This window comes from Streptococcus cristatus ATCC 51100, assembly GCF_000222765.1.
In the GTDB taxonomy this organism is placed as follows: Bacteria; Bacillota; Bacilli; order Lactobacillales; family Streptococcaceae; genus Streptococcus; species Streptococcus cristatus.
In genome coordinates this window covers 268,338-289,108 of the sequence record NZ_AFUE01000006.1, presented here as the reverse complement: position 1 = coordinate 289,108, position 20,771 = coordinate 268,338, and the positions used below count along the sequence as shown (strand labels likewise).

At 44.4% G+C, this 20,771-nt stretch carries 16 protein-coding genes and 1 other annotated feature; of the genes, 15 read left to right on the top strand and 1 reads right to left on the bottom strand.

From position 1 onward, the window contains the following. The first annotated feature begins 2 nt into the window (after nucleotides 1-2). From HMPREF9960_RS04875 to budA, 11 genes are all read left to right on the top strand, one after another. On the top strand, nucleotides 3-1,145 hold the full coding sequence (locus HMPREF9960_RS04875; protein WP_005589595.1) for a glucose-1-phosphate adenylyltransferase: 1,143 nt from the start codon (nucleotides 3-5) through the stop codon (nucleotides 1,143-1,145). After that, the gene (glgD, locus tag HMPREF9960_RS04870) at nucleotides 1,135-2,274 is read left to right on the top strand and encodes a glucose-1-phosphate adenylyltransferase subunit GlgD (protein WP_005592169.1); all 1,140 of its coding nucleotides are present in this window, start codon (nucleotides 1,135-1,137) and stop codon (nucleotides 2,272-2,274) included. The genes HMPREF9960_RS04875 and glgD overlap by 11 nt, the downstream gene beginning before the upstream one ends. Then, nucleotides 2,271-3,701 carry a glycogen synthase GlgA gene (gene glgA, locus HMPREF9960_RS04865; RefSeq protein WP_005589597.1) on the top strand — a complete coding sequence of 477 codons (1,431 nt, stop codon included), beginning with the start codon at nucleotides 2,271-2,273 and terminating at the stop codon, nucleotides 3,699-3,701. Before glgD ends, glgA begins: the two co-directional genes overlap by 4 nt. A gap of 133 nt (nucleotides 3,702-3,834) precedes the next feature. Further along, the gene (locus tag HMPREF9960_RS04860; protein ID WP_037586184.1) at nucleotides 3,835-6,231 is read left to right on the top strand and encodes a glycogen/starch/alpha-glucan phosphorylase; all 2,397 of its coding nucleotides are present in this window, start codon (nucleotides 3,835-3,837) and stop codon (nucleotides 6,229-6,231) included. A 142-nt stretch (nucleotides 6,232-6,373) separates the two neighbouring features. Further along, complete coding sequence (locus HMPREF9960_RS04855; protein ID WP_005589599.1) at nucleotides 6,374-6,874, top strand: phosphatase PAP2 family protein; 501 nt, start codon at nucleotides 6,374-6,376, stop codon at nucleotides 6,872-6,874. Between the two features lie 149 nt (nucleotides 6,875-7,023). Beyond that, a complete protein-coding gene (gene manA / locus HMPREF9960_RS04850; RefSeq protein ID WP_005589600.1) occupies nucleotides 7,024-7,965 on the top strand; it encodes a mannose-6-phosphate isomerase, class I in 942 nt (313 codons plus the stop codon). A gap of 341 nt (nucleotides 7,966-8,306) precedes the next feature. Beyond that, nucleotides 8,307-9,476: an AI-2E family transporter gene (locus HMPREF9960_RS04845; protein ID WP_005592177.1), complete on the top strand. Its 1,170-nt coding sequence runs from the start codon at nucleotides 8,307-8,309 to the stop codon at nucleotides 9,474-9,476. Beyond that, nucleotides 9,469-10,698 carry a tetratricopeptide repeat protein gene (locus tag HMPREF9960_RS04840; RefSeq protein WP_005589602.1) on the top strand — a complete coding sequence of 410 codons (1,230 nt, stop codon included), beginning with the start codon at nucleotides 9,469-9,471 and terminating at the stop codon, nucleotides 10,696-10,698. Before HMPREF9960_RS04845 ends, HMPREF9960_RS04840 begins: the two co-directional genes overlap by 8 nt. Nucleotides 10,699-10,745: 47 nt before the next feature. Then, nucleotides 10,746-11,051 (top strand): DUF4298 domain-containing protein, encoded by a 306-nt coding sequence (locus HMPREF9960_RS04835; protein WP_005592171.1) that lies wholly within the window; start codon nucleotides 10,746-10,748, stop codon nucleotides 11,049-11,051. 159 nt (nucleotides 11,052-11,210) lie between these two features. Beyond that, nucleotides 11,211-11,960, top strand: coding sequence for a PHP domain-containing protein (locus HMPREF9960_RS04830; protein WP_005589604.1), 750 nt, complete (start codon nucleotides 11,211-11,213; stop codon nucleotides 11,958-11,960). Between the two features lie 114 nt (nucleotides 11,961-12,074). Beyond that, a complete protein-coding gene (gene budA / locus HMPREF9960_RS04825) occupies nucleotides 12,075-12,794 on the top strand; it encodes an acetolactate decarboxylase (protein WP_005589606.1) in 720 nt (239 codons plus the stop codon). Nucleotides 12,795-12,961: 167 nt separating this feature from the next. Here budA and fbpA read toward each other — a convergent pair whose 3' ends face one another. Next, on the bottom strand, nucleotides 12,962-14,611 hold the full coding sequence (gene fbpA, locus HMPREF9960_RS04820) for an Rqc2 family fibronectin-binding protein FbpA (RefSeq protein ID WP_005589607.1): 1,650 nt from the start codon (nucleotides 14,609-14,611) through the stop codon (nucleotides 12,962-12,964). Nucleotides 14,612-14,781: 170 nt separating this feature from the next. After that, nucleotides 14,782-15,015: a binding site (T-box leader), on the top strand. 124 nt (nucleotides 15,016-15,139) lie between these two features. On the opposite strand from fbpA, the gene trpX reads away from it, so the two are divergent. From trpX to pheT, 4 genes are all read left to right on the top strand, one after another. Further along, entirely contained in the window at nucleotides 15,140-16,147 is a 1,008-nt protein-coding gene (gene trpX / locus HMPREF9960_RS04815; protein ID WP_005592170.1) for a tryptophan ABC transporter substrate-binding protein, read from the top strand. Nucleotides 16,148-16,459: 312 nt separating this feature from the next. Next, the gene (gene pheS / locus HMPREF9960_RS04810) at nucleotides 16,460-17,506 is read left to right on the top strand and encodes a phenylalanine--tRNA ligase subunit alpha (protein WP_005589611.1); all 1,047 of its coding nucleotides are present in this window, start codon (nucleotides 16,460-16,462) and stop codon (nucleotides 17,504-17,506) included. 167 nt (nucleotides 17,507-17,673) lie between these two features. After that, a complete protein-coding gene (locus HMPREF9960_RS04805) occupies nucleotides 17,674-18,186 on the top strand; it encodes a GNAT family N-acetyltransferase (RefSeq protein ID WP_005589612.1) in 513 nt (170 codons plus the stop codon). Between the two features lie 94 nt (nucleotides 18,187-18,280). Further along, nucleotides 18,281-20,734, top strand: a complete 2,454-nt coding sequence (gene pheT / locus HMPREF9960_RS04800; RefSeq protein WP_408641180.1) for a phenylalanine--tRNA ligase subunit beta — start codon at nucleotides 18,281-18,283, stop codon at nucleotides 20,732-20,734. Nucleotides 20,735-20,771 lie beyond the last annotated feature (37 nt).

The following is a 20,771-nucleotide window of genomic DNA, read 5'->3' as shown; positions in this document are numbered from 1 at the left end:
ATATGAAGAATGAAATGCTAGCTTTGATTCTTGCCGGTGGGCAAGGAACTCGTCTTGGAAAGCTCACACAAAGTATTGCAAAACCAGCAGTACAGTTTGGTGGTCGTTATCGTATTATTGATTTCGCGCTGTCAAACTGTGCCAACTCTGGGATTAACAATGTCGGTGTGATTACCCAGTACCAACCACTTGCTTTGAATAGTCACATCGGGAACGGTTCAAGCTGGGGCTTGGATGGTATCAATACAGGTGTATCCATTCTTCAGCCTTACTCTGCCAGTGAAGGAAATCGTTGGTTTGAGGGAACAAGCCACGCTATTTTCCAAAACATCGACTATATCGACAGTATCAATCCTGAATATGTTTTAATCCTATCCGGTGACCATATCTACAAGATGGACTACGATGATATGCTCCAATCCCACAAGGATAACAGCGCTAGTTTGACGGTTGCAGTCTTGGATGTGCCTCTCAAGGAGGCTAGCCGTTTTGGTATCATGAATACCGATGCCAATAACCGGATCGTTGAATTTGAAGAAAAACCAGAAAATCCTAAATCAACCAAGGCTTCTATGGGGATCTATATCTTTGACTGGCAACGTCTCCGTAATATGCTAATTGCTGCTGAAAAGAGCAATGTAGATATGTCCGACTTTGGTAAAAATGTTATCCCTAACTATCTTGAATCTGGCGAAAGCGTTTATGCTTATGAATTTAACGGCTACTGGAAAGACGTTGGTACGATTGAGTCACTTTGGGAAGCGAACATGGAATACATTAGTCCAGAAAATGCTTTAGATAGTCGTGACCGTCAGTGGAAAATTTACTCACGTAACTTGATTTCACCACCAAACTACCTTGGTGCGAATGCTCATGTTGAAGATTCTTTGGTAGTTGACGGCTGTTTTGTAGATGGAACTGTTAAGCATTCTATTCTTTCAACAGGCGCTCAAGTTCGTGAGGGTGCAGAAGTCATTGATTCTGTCATTATGAGTGGCGCTATCATTGGCCAAGGAGCTAAGATTAAACGTGCGATCATTGGTGAGGGTGCTGTTATTTCTGATGGTGTAGAGATTGACGGAACAGATGAAGTGCAAGTAGTCGGATATAATGAAAAAGTGGGGGTACCAACAGATGAAGATTGATAAATATTCAGCGATTTTAGGAAATACGGTCGGTTTCCACGACATGTCAACCTTAACAGACCATCGTCCAGTTGCTAGTTTGCCATTTGGTGGGAAATACCGTTTGATTGACTTCCCACTGTCTAGTCTTGCTAATGCTGGTGTTCGTAGTGTCTTTGGTATCTTCCAACAAGACAATATCAGCTCTGTCTTTGACCATATTCGTTCAGGTCGTGAGTGGGGCTTGTCTACACTTTTGAGCCACTACTATCTAGGCATTTACAATACTCGTGTAGAAAGCAGCACAGTTGGTAAGGAATATTATGAACAGTTACTGACTTATCTGAAGCGCTCAGGCTCTAACCAAACTGTAGCCCTGAACTGTGATGTGTTGATCAACATTGACCTAAATCAGGTCTTCCACTTACATAACACAACCCAGCAACCGATGACAGTGGTTTACAAGAAATTGCCATCTAAAGATATTTCAGATGTCAATGCAGTTCTGCAAGTCAGTGAAACAGACCATGTCCTAGGACACAAGCTACATAGTGATAGAGACGAGGGCGAGCTCTTCAATATGTCTACAGATATTTTTGTAGTAGATACGCCTTGGTTGATTGAAAAATTGGAAGAAGAAGCCCAAAAAGAATTCCCACAAAAACTGCGCTATGTTCTTCGGGACTTGGCAGCTGAAGTTGGAGCTTTTGCTTATGAGTATACAGGCTATTTGGCAAATATTTACTCTGTTGAATCATACTATAAGGCCAATAAAGATATGCTTGATCGGCAGAAATTCTACTCTCTCTTCTCACCAAATCAAAAGATTTATACAAAGGTGAAAAACGAAGAGCCGACTTACTATGCAACAGGATCGAAAGTAAATCGCTCTCAGTTTGCGTCAGGTAGTATTGTAGAAGGTGAAGTTGTAAACTCTGTTATTTCGCGGAATACAAGAATTTTAGCAGGTAGCAGTGTCAAAGACAGTCTCCTCTTCCCACGCGTTGTCGTTGGAAAAAATGCAGTGGTAGAATATGCAATTGTGGACAAGGGCGTTGAGATTGCTGAAGGAGTAGTCGTTCGAGGGACAGCTGAACATCCAGTTGTACTGAAGAAAGGTCAAAAAGTTACAGAGGACATCGTTTCATGAAAATTTTATTTGTAGCAGCAGAAGGGGCACCTTTTTCCAAGACGGGTGGCTTGGGAGACGTTATCGGCGCTCTCCCCAAATCCTTGGTCAAAGCTGGTCATGAGGTTGGAGTCATTCTGCCCTATTATGATATGACGGATGCTAAATTTGGTGATCAAGTTGAAGACCTCTTCTCCTTTGAAGTCAGTGTCGGCTGGCGTCGGGAGTATGTCGGTGTCAAAAAGATTGAGTTGGAAGGTGTCAGCTTCTACTTTATTGACAATCAGCATTATTTCTTCCGTGGACATGTCTACGGCGACTTTGATGACGGTGAACGTTTTGCTTACTTCCAATTAGCAGCAATCGAACTGATGGAGCGCATTGACTTTATTCCAGATGTTCTCCATGTGCACGATTACCATACAGCTATGATTCCTTTCTTGGTCAAGGAAAAATATCGCTGGATTCAGGCCTATAACAATATCAAGACAGTGCTGACGATTCACAACTTAGAGTTTCAGGGACAATTTCCGGATAGTATGCTTTGGGAACTCTTTGGTGTCGGCTATGAACGTTATGCGGATGGCACTCTCCGTTGGAATGACTGTCTCAACTGGATGAAAGCGGGCATTCTCTATGCGGATCGCGTGACAACTGTTTCACCGAGCTATGCCAACGAAATTCGGACAGCTGAGTTTGGCTGCGGTCTGGATCAGGTTCTTCGGATGGAGTCTGGCAAGCTGGTCGGTATTGTCAATGGTATTGATACAGATATCTACAATCCAGAAACAGATAAATTGCTGGCTTACCACTTTAATAAAGATGATTTGACTGGGAAATTGGAAAATAAACGAGCTCTTCAAGCAAAAGTAGGCTTGCCAGTTCGGGACGATGTTCCTGTCGTTGGTATCGTCTCTCGATTGACACGTCAAAAAGGTTTTGATTTGGTGGTGGAAGAGTTGCATAATCTGCTTCAGGAAGATGTGCAAATTGTGCTACTTGGAACAGGTGACCCTGCATTTGAACGGGCCTTCGCTTGGTTTGGCCAGGCTTATCCTGAAAAGTTATCCGCTAATATCCTTTTTGATGTTACTTTGGCTCAGGAAATCTATGCAGCTAGTGATATTTTCCTTATGCCGAGTCGCTTTGAACCGTGCGGTCTGTCTCAGATGATGTCCATGCGCTACGGGACACTGCCACTTGTTCACGAAGTTGGTGGTTTGCGCGATACGGTTGAACCTTTCAACGTCTATAGTGGACGGGGAACAGGCTTTAGCTTCAATAACTTCTCTGGTTATTGGTTAACATGGACTTTCAAAGAAGCCCTCAATCTTTACTGGCATGACCAAGAAGCTTGGCATAATCTGCAAATACAGGCGATGGAAAGAGATTTCTCTTGGGATACAGCCAGTCGAGCATATAGTGATTTATATGAGTCACTGCTCTAGAATATTGCATTAGAACAGCAATCCTCTCTTGTTTCTGACAAGAGAGGATTTGTCGGGTAAGTGGTCTTTCTCATGTTGATATCTTATCCAGACGGATGCTTTTCCCTAAAAGAAAGGAAGTTGATTGGTAAAAATGGAATTAAATAAAGAACAGTTTATCCGAGATTTCAAGGATACTTTGCACGAACGACAGCTGATTAAGATTGCGGATGCTACGCCTGCCGAGCTTTTTCAAGCCCTCGCTAGTACCATTCGTAAATATATTACGCCACTGTGGCTGGAGCGTCGCAATAAACTCGTGGAACAGCAGCAAAAGACAGCCTATTATTTCTCAATTGAGTTTCTGCCGGGACGTATGCTAGAAACCAACCTGCTCAATTTAGGTATTCTTGATACGGTCAAGGAAAGTTTTGCTGAGTTAGGAGTTGACTTTGAGGATGTAAAAAATGCTGAGCACGACATGGCCTTGGGAAATGGAGGCCTTGGCCGCTTGGCCGCAGCCTTCATGGATTCGCTAGCTACAACTGGCTATCCAGGTTTTGGAAATGGGATCCGCTATCGCTACGGTCTTTTCAAGCAAAGAATCGTAGATGGCTATCAGGTGGAAATTCCAGACGATTGGTTTGGCAGTCTGGGCAATGTCTGGGAAACCCGTAAGGATCACGGCATTGTGGATGTCAAGATCTTTGGTAATGTTTACCTCCGTGCCAATGAAGAAGGCCGTATTGTGCCGGTTTATGAGCATTCTAAAACACTGCGGGCCGTTCCTTACGATGTGCCGCAGATTGGCTTTGGCAATGACAACATCAACAATCTCCGTCTATGGGATGTTGAAATCCCAGAAGAATATGAGTTGGACTATCCAACCATTGAAGCCCGTCGACGGGTACAGGATATCACTGCCATTCTCTATCCAGACGACTCTAGTTACAAAGGAAAAGAACTGCGCCTGATTCAGGAATACTTCATGACCAGCGCAGGGCTGCAAACCATTATCAAATCTTATCTCAAGCAAGGTCGTCCGCTCAAGGATATTCATGAGAAGGTTTCCGTCCATATCAACGATACCCACCCAGCAGTTGCGCCAGCTGAGTTTATGCGCCTTTTGCTGGATGACTATGGTCTCGAATGGGCAGATGCTTGGAATGCGACGGTCAAGACCATGAGCTACACCAACCACACCATTTTGTCAGAAGCCTTGGAAAAATGGGATGCGGAGCTCTTTAAGAATGTCCTGCCGCGGGTTTATCAAATCATCCTAGAAATCGACAACCGCTATGTGGCTGAAATGGCTGGACGTGGCCTTGATCCGAAGGTCATCGAAAACACTCGGATTGTCAAGGACAATCAAGTCCACATGGCTCACTTGGCTATCATCGGTGGTCATTCAATCAATGGTGTTGCCAAACTCCACACAGAACTGCTCAAAGAAGACACCTTGCGTGATTTCTACAGTATTTACCCAGAGAAGTTTAATAACAAGACCAATGGGATTATCCAGCGCCGCTGGCTGCAGATTGCGGATGAACCTTTATCGACTGAGATTGATAAGTTAATTGGTAAGGGGTGGAGAAGTGATATCCATGAGCTGCGCAAGCTTTTGGAATTCAAGGACAATCAGCAAGTGCTGGGCGATTTCTACCGAGTGAAGCAAGAAGCCAAGGCTCGTCTGGCTGACTTCATCAAGGAATCAACAGGAGTAGAAGTTTCTACAGAAGCTATCTTTGATGTGCAGGTGAAACGGCTCCACGCCTACAAGCGTCAGCTGCTCAACCTGCTTCATATCATCAAGCTTTACTGGGATCTCAAGGACAATCCTGACAAGGACATGGTACCACGCGTCTTTATCTTCGGTGCCAAGGCTGCTCCAGGCTACCACTTTGCTAAGTCTGTTATCAAGCTAATCAATGAAGTAGCCAATCTGGTCAACAAGGATGAAAGTCTGCAAGGCAAACTCAAGGTTGTTTTCCTAGAAAACTATCGGGTCAGCCTGGCTGAGCTCATCATTCCTGCGGCAGATGTATCTGAGCAGATTTCCCTAGCTTCCAAGGAGGCTTCTGGCACTTCCAACATGAAGTTCATGATGACAGGTGCCATTACCCTAGCTACACTGGACGGAGCCAATATCGAAATCAAAGACGAGGTCGGTGACGACAACATTGTCATCTTTGGGATGGACAAGGACCAAGTTTACGAGCATTATGCTCGCCATGATTACTACTCACGCGGTGTCTATGAAAGCAATCCAGATATTCGCCGAGTGGTCGATACCTTTGTCAACGGCACCATTCCAAACGTCCGTGAAGAAGGATCTGAAATCTACGAAGCCCTCATTACCCACAATGACGAATACTTCCTCTTAGAAGACTTTCATGCCTATGTAGAAGCTCAAGAGAAGATTGATGCTCTCTATCGTGACAAAGAAAAATGGGCCCGCATGAGCTTGATTAACATCGCTACATCTGACAAGTTCACCTCAGATGATACCATTGAGCAATATGCCAAGGAAATCTGGAACTTGGAGAAATAAACCTTTTCTGAAAACATGAATACTAAGAGATTGGGGCTGGGGTCTCAGTCTCTTTTGTTATCCATCTACCATCTTGTCTAGAAATATGCTATAGTAGAGAAAGTATGAGAGTCCAACTTTTAGAAAAGCAGGGTAAGCAAGCATGAAAGACTACGAGATTTTTTATCAACAATTAACAACTCCCTTTCGCAGTCGTCCTAGAATAGTGAAAGGGATGGCCTATTTTAATAGGGGGATGACTGTTTTTATGCCTCTGGTGTATGGATTGGTCTTGATTGATGCCTTTCTGATGGAGGGTTGGAAAGGGCTACTTGCTTTTTTTCTCCTTCCAGCTATTGGATTTGGTCTCTTGTCAGCGATTCGTAAATGGCTGAATCAAGCACGGCCTTACGAAAAATGGGCTATTCAGCCCTTGCTGGCCAAGGATACATCAGGCAAGTCCATGCCCAGTCGCCATGTCTTTTCGGCAACTGTCATTTCCATGTGCCTGCTCTACTTTTTTTGGCTGCCGGGGCTTCTCTGCCTCTTACTTTCGGCAGGGCTGGCTCTAGTGCGCGTGATTGGCGGAGTGCACTATCCAAAGGATGTAGTGATAGGATACCTTTGCGGCATTTGCTGGGGAGCTTTAATCTTTTTATTATAAATGTCTGGCGAGAGCCAGATTTTTCTTTGTAAAGTAAGTTGAGGAGTAGACAAAGTGCCCGAGTCTATATTATAATGTAAGCAGTACCAAACTTTTATCATCAAGGATTGCCTGATTTTGGAAGATGAAAAATATGTAAGGAGACTATTATGTCAGAACCGTTATTTCTAGAGTCTGTGATGCAGGAGAAAATTTGGGGCGGCACTAAGCTGCGTGATGTTTTTGGCTATGAAATCCCCAGCGACCATGTGGGCGAGTATTGGGCAATTTCGGCTCATCCAAACGGTGTCTCAACCGTCAAGAATGGCCGTTTTGCAGGTCAGAAGCTAAATGCTCTCTATGCTGAGCACCGTGAGCTCTTTGGTAATCGCCTGGAGCCTGTCTTTCCACTTTTGACGAAGATTTTGGATGCCAATGACTGGCTCAGCGTTCAGGTCCATCCAGATGATGCCTATGGACTAGAGCACGAAGGGGAGCTTGGTAAGACTGAATGCTGGTATGTTATCGCTGCAGACGAAGGGGCAGAGATTATCTACGGTCACAATGCCAAGAGCAAGGAAGAGCTGCGTCAGCAAATCGAGAGCAAGGACTGGGATCATCTTTTGACCAAAATTCCAGTCAAGGCTGGTGACTTCTTCTATGTACCAAGTGGCACCATGCATGCCATTGGTTCAGGCATTCTGATTTTAGAAACTCAGCAGTCTAGCGATACTACTTATCGGGTCTATGACTTTGATCGTAAGGACGATGCTGGCAATCTTCGTGAGTTGCATTTGGAGCAATCGATTGATGTTTTGACTATCGGAGAGCCTGCTAATAGCCGTCCCGTTACTATTCAGGCAGACGATTTGACCTCTACTCTTTTGGTAGCCAATGACTTCTTTGCTGTTTACAAGTGGGACATTGCTGGTTCTGTTGAATTTAAAAAGACAGCAGACTACAGTCTGTTCAGCGTTTTGGAAGGTGCTGGCGAGCTGACAGTGGATGGACTAGTGTATCCTATCAAAAAAGGATCTCATTTCATCCTGCCGAGCGATGTCACAGAGTGGACCTTGTCTGGCGACTTGCAACTGATTGTCAGCCATCCATAGTGAAAAAACAAATGAGAGTGGGACAGAAATCGGTAATTCGTTAGAATTCGATTTCGTCGTCCCACCTCCGCACAGTTGAGTAGGGCTGTAAAAGCTGATGAAATCAGCGTAGTAGAGCCCACTCAACCACTGCGTCTTGCTCGACATTCCAAAGACAATTGAGAGGCTAGGATTTTTGTCCCAGCCTCATTTTTCTTTATTTTCGAAGAATGAATAGAGAAAACAGGACTTTAACTTCAATCAGTGAAAAAGTCCGATAAATGAGGCATTTCATCATGGTTGCTTGAAGAATTTTTTTTGAAAAATGGTACAATGAAATGGAATATCCAAAGGAGTCGAATATGGAACACAAAGAAAAAGATTTTAGTTTATCCTGGTTTTTTAGATGGTTCTTGGATAATAAGGCCATTACCGTATTTTTGGTGACCTTGCTCATCGGTTTGAATATTTTTATTCTTAGCAAAATTAGCTTTATTTTTACACCGGTGATTGAGTTTATTGGTGTTATCATGCTGCCAGTGATTTTGGCTGGACTGCTTTACTATCTGCTTAATCCCATTGTCGACTGGATGGAAAAGCGCAAGATTAACCGTGTGGCTGGGATTACAATTGTCCTTGTCTTGATTGGTGTTTTGATTGTGTGGGGCTTGGCGGTCGCTATTCCTAACTTGCAGCATCAGGTAGTGAGTTTTTCAAAAAATGTTCCCGCTTATCTCAAGCAAGCCAATAAAATGATTGATGATGTTTTGACCAATCATATTTCAGATGATTTGAAGCCACAAATCGAGCAAGTTACGAATAAGCTTTCGACTCAGATCACTTCATGGGCTAGTAATTTTTCATCAAAGGCAGTCAATTGGGCTAGCAATCTGATTAGTACGGCTTCACAAATCATTGTGGCTATTATCATCATGCCTTTTATTCTTTTCTATTTATTGCGCGACGGGAAGAATCTCAAAGGTTATGTGGTTCAGTTCTTGCCAACGAAATTCCGCGAGTCATTTGGTCAGGTCATGACAGATGTCAATACCCAGTTGGCCAATTATGTTCGTGGTCAAGTGACCGTAGCGATTATTGTGGCCTTTATGTTTATGATTCTTTTCAAGATCATTGGCTTGCGTTACGGTGTAACTCTAGCCGTTGTCGCAGGAGTTTTGAACTTAGTGCCTTATCTGGGAAGCTTCCTTGCTATGTTGCCAGCCTTGGTTCTTGGATTGATTGCTGGTCCGATCATGCTGTTGAAAGTCATTATCGTCTTTATTGTGGAGCAGACCATTGAGGGACGCTTCGTGTCTCCATTGATCTTGGGAAGCCAATTAAGCATCCATCCGATTACGATTTTATTTGTTTTGCTGACTTCAGGAACCATGTTTGGTATCTGGGGTGTCTTGCTGGGAATTCCAGCTTATGCATCAGCCAAGGTTGCCATCACAGCGCTCTTTAAGTGGTACAAGAAGGTTAGCGGTTTGTATGAAGAAAGTGTTCAAGAATTAGGAGAAGGCAGTGAATAAGAGTGAACAAATGTTAACAGCCCTGCAAAATCAAGATTTAGCGCAGGCTGAGAAATATTTTGAAGAGGCTTTGAGCCAAGATACCGATCAAAAGTTATTAGAATTAGCCGATTACTTAGAAAGTATCGGCTTTTTCCCTCAAGCCAAACGAATTTATGAAAAATTGGCTCCGCTCTTTCCGGAATCCTATATCAGTCTGGCAACGATTGCTGCTGACGATGGTGACTTGGAAGAAGCTTTTGCCTATTTAGAGGAAATTGACTCAGAAAGTGAATGGTATGTGGCTGCTCTCTTGACCAAGGCTGACCTCTATCAGCTAGAGGGATTGCCAGATGTGGCGCGGGAGAAATTGCTGGAAGCTGCCAAACTGTCGGACGAACCTTTGGTGACTTTTGGTTTAGCAGAAATTGAGTTTGAATTGGAAAATTTTGCCCAGGCCATCAAGGAATATGCTCAGCTAGATAATCGCTCTATCTACGAGCAGACAGGAGTGTCCACTTATCAGCGTATTGGCCTTTGCTATGCCAGTCTGGGGAAAATCGAAGCAGCCATTGAATTTTTGGAAAAGGCCGTGGAGCTGGAGTACGATGAAGAGACGGTCTATGAATTAGCAGCTATCTTGTATGAGCAAGAGGAATACCAAAAAGCTAATTTGTACTTCAAGCAGCTGGATACGATTTCGCCAGATTTTGAAGGATATGAGTATGCCTATGCGCAGTCTCTCCATGCGGAGCATAAGACGGAGGAAGCTTTGGAAATGGCAGAGCAAGGTTTGACCAAGAATCCTTTCGAGACTCGCCTCTTGCTTCTTGCTTCGCAACTATCTTACGAACTGCATGATGTGGAAAAATCTGAAAACTACTTGCTGGCAGCTCAGGAAAATGCAGATGATTTGGAGGAAATTGCTCTACGCCTGACCAATCTCTATCTGGAGCAGGAACGCTACGATGAGGTTTTAGCTTTTGAGGAACAAGAGCTAGACAATGTCTTGACTCGCTGGAATCTGGCGCGTGCTTATCAGGCCTTGGAAAATCTGGAGAAAGCTGGGGAGCTTTATCAGGAGCTGGCAGTTGACTTGCAGGAAAACCCTGAATTTCTGGAAGAATATGTTTATTTATTACGCGAACTAGGGCGTGTGGAAGAAGCGAAAATACAGGCTGGTAAGTACCTGCGTTTGGTTCCAGATGACACTGCTATGGCAGATTTGTACGAAAGTTTGTAAAGTTTTCTTACGGACACGATAGTTTGATTAAAGAAGGAGTAGAGATATTGTCCCAACTGAAACGAATCCAAGAAATGGAAGAGCATTTGAATAAATACGCTCAGGCTCTGGCTGCAGCTCAATCTGCTTTGGCTGTGCTGGAGGCCAGCCAGAAGAATTATATCCAGCTCCGAGATTATTACACCAGCCAAGTTTTCTTTGACGATTTGGAATTTTCCAATCGACCAGACTTTCCTAAGGATGTGGCCTGTGGCGTTTTGAGCGAAGATGCTGTTTATGACCTGATGGGAGAGCACTTTGAGACGGCGCTGCAGCTGCTAGACCTATCCAGTGCTATGCTGAAAGAAAGGTAAAGGCCTAGGAGGATTTTTGAAATAAAATGGCTTCTGTCGAAAGGCAAGAGCATGGATAACGTCAACGAAAGGATAGGAAATGTGGGAAATCTAAAACAAAGGTCGATCAACCGTTGACATTATTAAAGGAACACAAGATTTGCAGAAAGGCGGATGAGCATGCGCGACAACCATCTTCATACCTATTTTTCCTATGATTCTGAGGCGGATTTTTCTGACTATCTGGACCATTACGAGGGCGAGATTGTCACCACCGAGCACTATGACCTGTCCAATCCCTACCCTTACCAAGCTGCCTCGCCCCATGATGATGTGCCTGACTATGCGGCTTATTCAGTAAAAATAGCAGAGCTGAACCAGCAATATGGCAACCGCATCAAAAAGGGCATTGAAATTGGCTATTACGCTCCGCGTAAAGAGGATATCCTAGCTTTCCTAGCGGACAAGGAATACGACATCAAACTCCTATCTGTCCACCACAATGGCAGTTTTGACTATCTGGAAGAGCCTGTCTTGCAGCTGGACAAGATGGAGTTAATTCCTCGTTACCTGAGAGAATTAGAAGAGGCAATCGAGGCTGTTCCGGCGGATGTCCTAGCCCACTTTGACTATGGCTTTCGGAAATTCGACCTTACCGTAGAGGAGTTAAAAACTTTTGAACCGCAGCTGCGACAGCTTTTTCAAAAGATGAGTGATCATGGTTTGGCCTTTGAACTCAACTGCAAGTCTATGTATCTCTACGGTCATGAAGATCTCTATATCTACGCTCTTGGTCTGGTCAAGGAGCTGGGTGGTCAGCGCTTTTCAGTTGGCTCCGATGGTCACAAGCTGGAGCATTTTCGACTTAAGTTTGACCGTGTGGCTCAAATCCTAGCTGATGCCGGTATTGAGGAAAGTCAGCTGATTTAGGTATCCCGTGCGGTTTTTCAAATTTCCATTAAACGATTTTTTTGAATTTCGACCAGAATATGATATACTTAATTATCTTAGAAAATACAGAAGTTTATTGATATAGGAGAAAAAATGGCAGAGCCAGTGAAATTATTTCAGTATAATACCCTAGGAGCCTTGATGGCTGGACTTTATGGTGGGAGCATGACGATTGGGGAGCTCCTGAAATACGGCGATTTAGGGATTGGTACACTGGATTCCATTGATGGGGAGTTGATTGTTCTTGATGGTAAGGCCTATCAGGCTAAGGGATCTGGCGATGTGCCTGAAGTTGTAGAGGTTTCAGATGATGTAACAGTGCCCTACGCTGCGGTTGTTCCACATCAAGCGGAGGTCATTTTCCGCCAACGCTTCGAAATGACAGATAAAGAACTGGAAAAGCGAATTGAATCCTATTACGATGGGGAAAATCTATTTCGCTCCATCAAGATTCATGGAGAATTTTCCCACATGCATGTGCGAATGATTCCAAAATCAACCTCAGAGAAGAAGTTTGCTGAGGTGGCCGTGAGTCAGCCTGAGTACCATGCGGACAATGTTTCTGGAACTATTGTTGGCTTTTGGACACCCGAAATTTTCCACGGTGTCAGTGTAGCCGGCTATCATCTTCACTTTATTTCAGACGACCATACCTTTGGTGGTCACGTTATGGACTTTGTTATCAAGGAAGGGATTGTGGAGCTAGGTGCTGTCGATCAGTTGGATCAACGTTTCCCAGTTCAAGACCGTAAGTTCCTCTTTGCAAAATTCAATGTCGATGAAGTAAGATCAGATATGGACAAGGTTGAGTAGTCAATTACTGTGACAATTGTCTACTTCTGATAAAAAAAGAGGCTAGGACTCTGCTGTCCCAACCTCTGAAAGATAACTAGATTTTTAAATTCAGTAAGTTTGAGGAGCCGAAGCTCCTCTTTTGTTTTTCAATATCCGCCAAATCGATATTTTAGAAACTGATTAGTTTACATTTTCATGCTTTTAATCTTTTCTTCATCTGGTGTGACGCGCAGGGTTTTCTGGCCCGTATAGGTGACAAATCCCGGCTTGCCGCCAGTTGGCTTGTTGAGTTTTCTGACTTCAATCATGTCCACTTGGACAAGGTTTGAGAGTCTAGCTTTGGAAAAGTAAGCAGCTAGCTCGGCAGCATCTGTCTTGACTTCATCGCTGGGCTGAAGATTACCGGTGATGACCACATGGCTACCCGGAATATCCTTGGCGTGGAACCAAAGCTCGTCCTTCTTAGCCATCTTAAAAGTCAGTTCGTCATTTTGGAGGTTGTTGCGGCCAACTAGGATAATGGTTTGGCCATCTGTTGCCAAATATTTCTCCGGTTTCTGTCTTTTCTGGATTTTCTCTCTCTGGCGTCGGCGGATAAAGCCAGTCTGGATTAGTTCCTCCCGAATTTCTGCAATCTCAGTCAGGCTGGCCTGAGCAAGGGCAGTTTCCACGCTCTCTAGGTAGAGAATCGTAGCCCGAGTCTCCTCGATCAAGCTGGTCAGGTGTTTGACGGCCTCCTTGAGCTTCTGGTAGCGTTTGAAATAGCGCTGGGCATTTTGATTTGGGGTCAGGGCCTTGTCAAGTGCGATGATAATCTTCTCACCCGTGTAGTAATTGTCCAGCTCTACCTGATCTTGGTCGTTGGGAACTTGATGGAGAAAGGTGGTCAAGAGTTCCCCCTTTTGACGGAATTCTTCTGCATTCCCCGTTGCTAGGAGTTCTTCCTCTTGCTTGCCCAACTTTTTCCGGTTCTTTTCCAACTCGTTTTCTACTCGGCGAATCAGTTCGCTGGCCTGCTGGTTGACCCGATCGCGCTCAGCCTTGTCCTTATAGAAAGTATCCAAAAGCTCGGATAGCGTGGACATTTGGGTCTTGCTGTCGGAAAATAGCAGAGCAGAGAAGGATTTTTCGGTCAGGCTAGGTTGAGTCGGACTGGCAAAAAATGCTCGAAAGTTTTTGAGCTTGTCAGCTGTCAAACGGCCACTGAGTTCAGTAGCCGTATCCCGACCCAAGCCCTGAAAAATCTGCTGCAGGCGTTTGGGCTCTAAGTCCTCTGTCTGTAGGATTTGGAAGAGCTTTTCATTATCCACAGTGAAAGGATTGAGGCTACCTGTCTGAGGCGGAGCAACATAAGTTGAACCCGGCAGGATCGTTCGATAGCTATTTTGTGAAAATCCGACATGTTTGATGGCTTCAATAATCTTACCGCTAGATTTGTCCAAGAGAATGATATTACTGTGCTTGCCCATAATTTCGATGACCAGAGTCACAGCCACGCTGTCACCGATTTCATTCTTATTCGAAACACTGATTTCCAAAATCCGGTCATTCTCCACTTGCTGGATTGCTTCAATGACGGCGCCCTGCAGGTATTTGCGCATGACCATGATAAAGGTATTTGGAACAGCTGGATTTTCAAACGTGGTCTCTGTCAGCTGGACGCGCCCAAAGACCGAGTGGGCTGATAGGAGCAGCTTGTGGCTTTTACGGTTGCTGCGAATCTGTAAAACCAGCTCCTGTTCAAAAGGTTGATTAATCTTTTGGATGCGGCCGCCTAACAGTTCGCGGCGCAGCTCCTCTGCCATGTGGTGTAAAAAAAATCCGTCGAAAGACATGTTTTTCTCCTTGAAAGTTGCTAAAGAAGATTATAACAAAAAACCAAGCCAAAAGCTTCTAAAGTCTCATCAAAAAGAAATTTATTTTTTTCAATGATTATCGATATAAACAAAAACCGAACATTTTATAAAAATTTTTAAAAAAGCCTTGACATCCCTTCAGGAAAAATTTACAATATAGGAAATTAGAAAAGTAGTAGATGCATTTGTTTTTAGCGAGCTTGTGGTTGGTGGAAATGAGCAGCAAATCTTTACGAAATTGGGCTAATTGATAAAATGAATTTGAAACAATAAGAATTCGGTAGGCACACCTTACAGTGCAGCTTGTTTGATGACAAGACAGAGATATGGAGAATACTATCTATTTCCATAATTGAGGTGGCACCGCGATTTACGCCCTCACACAGAATACCTGTGTGAGGTTTTTTTGTTGTTTATTATAAAAAACAAGGAGAATTGCCTATGTTTAAACGATGGCGTCCCTAGGGATTGAATAGAAAAATTGAAATAAAGAAATGGAGAAAAAATATGAAAAATAAACGTTTAATGACTATTTTAGGCCTCTTGGCTATTTTGGTAATCGGTGGGATGGCTTATTCCAGCTTGAGCGGAAAGAGCAACGGATCTAAGACTGCCGACGATAGTAAGACAGTCAAGGTTGGTGTCTTGCAGTATGTCAGCCACCCTTCGCTTGATTTGATTTACAAGGGAATTCAAGATGGTCTGGCTGAGGAAGGCTACAAGGGCGACAAGATTAAGATTGACTTTATGAATGCAGAGGGAGATCAGAGCAAAGTTTCTACTATGAGTAAGCAGCTGGTGTCCAATGACAATGATGTGCTGATTGGGATTGCCACTCCATCTGCGCAAGGACTAGCTGCAGCTACTAAGGACAAGCCTATCGTCATGGGAGCTATTACAGATCCAGTCGGAGCAAACCTAGTGAAAAATCTGGAAAAGCCAGGTGGTAATATCACAGGTGTTTCTGACCACAATCCAGCTAAGCAACAGCTAGAGTTGATTAAAAAATTGACGCCAAATGTGAAAACAATCGGTGCCCTTTATTCTAGCAGTGAAGACAACTCTAAAGCTCAGGTAGAAGAGTTTAAAAAATTGGCCGAAGAGGCAGGCTTCAAGGTAGAGGAATACTCTGTTCCTTCAACCAATGAGATTGCTTCAACCATGAATGTCATGACTGGTAAGGTTGATGCTATCTGGATTCCAATTGACAATACTATTGCGTCAGCTTTTGCGACAGTTGTGTCCAGCAATAAAGAAGCTAAGAAACCGATTTATCCAAGTGCGACGGCTATGGTAGAAGAAGGCGGTCTTGCCTCTGTCGTTGTAGACCAATATGACCTCGGTGTTGCGACAGGTAAAATGGCTGCTAAAGTCCTTAAAGGTGCCAAACCTGCTGACACTGCAGTAGATATTTTTGATAAAGGTAAATCTGTTATCAATACTAAAAATGCCAAAGAACTCGGTATCACTGTACCAGAAGATACTCTCAAAGAAGCAGGACAAGTGATTAAATAGAAAGAAAGGAAGTCTGTTGCTCAACGGACTTCTTTTCCTTCTTGTAAATTCTATAACTGAGCTTGCGAAATGTTGGGAAATCTGTTAGAATGAAATATAATTGAATAGCAATCCGCAAGACCAGTAACCTAGGGGAAGTTTAACAGGGAGGGGAGCCAGCGACTGAGAGCTCTCTAGATGAAAGCTGGGCGAATTCACTTGCTTTGGGATTGGTAATTAAGGTCTGGCTTGCCAGATAAAAAACGGATGGTACCGCGTGTCAACGCTCCGCTTCGGTGTGAGTGAGACCGCGGTTTTTATTTTGGAGGAACTATGTCAACAATTGAAGAACGATTGCAGAGTCTGCGTGAGGAAACTTTAGCCCAATTGCAGACCATTACTCTGGAAAATGCTAAGGATATGCAGGAACTGAAAGTATCTGTCCTAGGGAAAAAAGGAAGTCTGACTGAGATTCTCAAAGGGATGAAGGATGTTTCTGCTGAGATGCGACCTATTATCGGGAAGCACGTCAATGAGGCACGAGATGTGCTGAATGCAGCCTTTGAAGAAGCAGCTCAAATCTTGGAAGAACAGAAAGTTGCAGCCCAGCTGGCCAATGACGCCTTGGATGTAACCCTGCCAGGACGTAAGATTCCGGCTGGAAATCGCCATATTTTGACCCAAACGAGTGAAGAAATCGAAGATATCTTTATCGGTATGGGCTATCAGGTTGTGGATGGTTTCGAGGTTGAATCAGACTACTACAACTTTGAGCGTATGAACCTGCCTAAAGACCACCCTGCGCGAGATATGCAGGATACCTTCTATATCACTGAAGAGATCCTCTTGCGTACTCACACTTCTCCTGTTCAGGCTCGTGCGATGGATGCCCATGATTTTAGCCAAGGGCCACTTAAGATGATCTCTCCGGGACGTGTTTTCCGTCGTGATACAGACGATGCGACTCACTCACACCAGTTTCACCAGATTGAAGGTCTGGTCGTAGGGGAAAATATCTCTATGGCTGATTTGCAAGGAACCTTGCAGCTGATTATTCAAAAAATGTTTGGTGCGGATCGTAAGATTCGTCTGCGTCCATCTTACTTCCCATTCACAGAGCCATCTGTCGAAGTGGATGTCTCTTGCTTTAAGTGTGGTGGTGCCGGCTGTAATGTCTGCAAGAAGACTGGCTGGATCGAAATCATGGGAGCCGGAATGGTGCACCCAAGTGTCTTGGAAATGAGTGGCATTGATTCAGAGAAATATTCTGGCTTTGCCTTTGGGCTTGGTCAAGAGCGGGTGGCTATGCTTCGCTACGGTATCAATGATATTCGTGGCTTCTACCAAGGCGATGTGCGCTTTTCAGAGCAATTTAAGTAAGAGGGAAGTAGAATAGACTTGATTTGAACAATTCCACCACGACAAGTCTGATTAGCAATATTTGCGAGCTTGAAATGCGTAGAAAAGGTGTTCGGCAGTTTAGTTGTTTATAAGGCCATTTTAGCTGGGAATCTTACTCTCAGCCGCTTCTGAGAAAGGGGTGCCCTATGTTAGTTAGAGTTCGGCCAGAGGATCTGGATATTTTGCGGGACTTGGAAGTGCAGACCTACCAAGAAACTTTTGGTCCTTTCATCAAGCAGGAAGATTTAGAGCATTATTTTGCCCATGAGTTGGCGCGTGAAAGGCTGGATTTGGAGTTGGTGAATCCTGAGTCTGAGCATTATTTTGTGCTGGACAAGGAGCAGAAAATCGCTGGTTTTCTCAAGTGTAACTGGGGTCAGGCTCAGACAGAGCAGGAGTTGGAAGCTTCCTTTGAAATTCAACGGATTTATGTGCTTGCCTCCCATCAGGGCCTCGGCTTGGGCAAGGAAATGTTTGAATTTGCCCTAGAAGAAGCTGAGAAACGTGGCTTTAGCTGGGCTTGGCTAGGTGTTTGGGAAAGAAATTTTAAGGCGCAGAATTTTTACTTTAAATATGGCTTTGAAAGATTTAGCCAGCATGAATATATCACTGGTGATACGGTTGATATTGACTGGCTTTTAAGGAAGAAATTAAATTAAAAAGACGATAGTATCACTACTTATTGGGCTTTTAGTGAAAACAGAAATTTATAGAGAGGAATCAAATACGACCGAAGAGACGAATGGACTGGCTTTGTCTATGAAGTCAGAGTTAGGTCTGGTCGGTCGTAAAATCATACATATGTTAGTTAGTTATAAATGGTTAAAAGAACTGGTTGATTTGGATGTGACGAGCGCTGAGCTGGCGGAGAAAATGTCCACAACTGGTATTGAAGTAGAAGGAGTCAGCTCGCCAGCTGAAGGTCTTTCGAAAATTGTTGTCGGAGAAGTTCTGAGCTGCGAGGATGTTCCAGATACCCACCTGCACCTCTGTCAAGTCAATGTTGGTGAAGACGAGCCTCGTCAGATTGTCTGTGGTGCACCGAATGTTCGCGCTGGGATCAAAGTTATGGTGGCTGTACCAGGCGCTCGCATTGCAGATAATTATAAGATTAAAAAAGGAAAAATCCGTGGCTTGGAGTCACTGGGAATGATTTGCTCTCTCGGTGAGCTGGGCATTTCTGATTCGGTCGTGCCAAAGGAATTTGCGGATGGCATCCAAATTTTGCCCGATAATGCTGTACCAGGAGATGAGGTTTTCTCTTATCTGGACTTGGATGATGAAATTATCGAGCTTTCTATCACGCCAAACCGGGCTGACGCTCTGTCTATGCGTGGAGTAGCGCACGAAGTGGCTGCCATCTATGACAAGTCAGTACAGTTCAAAGAATTTCCTTTGACTGAAGGGGATAAAGAGGCTGCGGCTAGCTTGTCTGTTGCCATTGAAGGCGAAAAAGCACCGTTTTATGCAGCTCGTATTTTGGACAATGTGACCATTGCTCCGAGTCCTCAGTGGCTGCAAAATCTCCTCATGAACGAAGGGATTCGTCCGATTAACAATGTAGTGGACGTGACCAACTACATCTTGCTCTACTTTGGTCAGCCCATGCATGCCTTTGATCTGGATACATTTGAGGGCGACCAGATTGTCGTCCGAGAAGCGCGTGCTGGTGAGAAATTAGTGACGCTGGACGGCGAAGAGCGTGATCTGGAAGTCGGTGATTTAGTTATCACTGTGGCAGATAAGCCAGTGGCTTTGGCTGGTGTCATGGGTGGAGCAGCAACCGAAATCTCTGACAAGTCGACTCGTGTCGTTCTGGAAGCAGCAGTCTTCAATGGCAAGTCAATCCGTAAGACAAGCAGTCGTCTGGGCTTGCGTTCCGAGTCTTCTTCCCGCTTTGAAAAAGGGATTAACCTTGCAACAGTACCCGAAGCTCTAGATGCTGCAGCAAGCATGATTGCTGACTTGGCAGGTGCAACTGTTCATGCTGGCATTGTTCAAGCAGGACAGTTAGATACGACTGACAAACAGGTTTCGACTAGCCTTTCTGATGTTAACCGAGTTTTGGGAACAGATTTGACTTATGCGGATATTGAAGATATTTTCCGTCGTCTAGTTTTTGGTCTTAGCGGATCTGCGGACTCCTTCACAGTCAGCGTGCCTGCTCGTCGCTGGGATATTAGTATTCCAGCAGATCTTTATGAGGAAATTGCTCGTATTTATGGCTATGACCGCTTGCCAGTTTCCCTGCCTCAAGATGCTGGAACAGCTGGTGAATTGACGGCCACTCAGAAGCTACGTCGCAAGGTTCGGACGGTGGCTGAAGGAGCAGGTCTGACCGAGATTATTTCCTATGCCTTGACCACGCCAGAAAAAGCTGTTGAATTTTCGCTTAATCCTACAAATCTGACTGAGCTTATGTGGCCTATGACAACAGAGCGCAGTGTTCTTCGCCAAAATATGCTCTCAGGCATGTTGGATACTGTCAGCTACAATGTTGCTCGTAAAAATAAGGATTTGGCCCTTTATGAAATTGGGAAAATCTTTGAACAAACAGGTAATCCAAAGGAAGAATTGCCTAACGAAATCAATAGCTTTGCCTTTGCCCTAACTGGCTTGGTAAGTGAAAAAGATTTCCAAACGCCAGCGACTCCTGTGGACTTCTTCCACGCTAAGGGAGTGGTTGAAGCGCTCTTTGACCGCCTAGGATTAGAAGCTGATTATCAAGCAACTGATCAACTTAAGAGTCTGCACCCGGGTCGGACAGCGCTGATTTCGATCAAAGGTCAGCCAGTGGGCTATGTGGGGCAGGTTCATCCAGTGACGGCCAAGGCTTATGATATCCCAGAAACCTATGTGGCAGAGCTCAATCTGACGGCTATTGAGGCGAGTCTTGAGCCAGAACAGCCGTTTACAGAAATCACCAAATTCCCAGCTGTTACTCGCGATGTGGCCCTGTTGCTCAAAGCAGAGATCAGCCACAGACAGGTTGTTGAAGCGATTCAAGCTGCCGGAGTGAAACGTTTGACGGATATCAAGCTCTTCGATATCTTCTCTGGTGAAAAATTAGGTGTTGGCCTTAAGTCTATGGCCTACACACTGACCTTCCAAAATCCAGAAGACAGCCTGACTGATGATGAAGTCGCTAAATACATGGAAAAAATCCAAAAATCCTTGGAAGAAAATGTCGGCGCAGAAGTGCGCTAGTATATACAAAGAGAAGCAGTCCTTGAGGGCTGCTTTT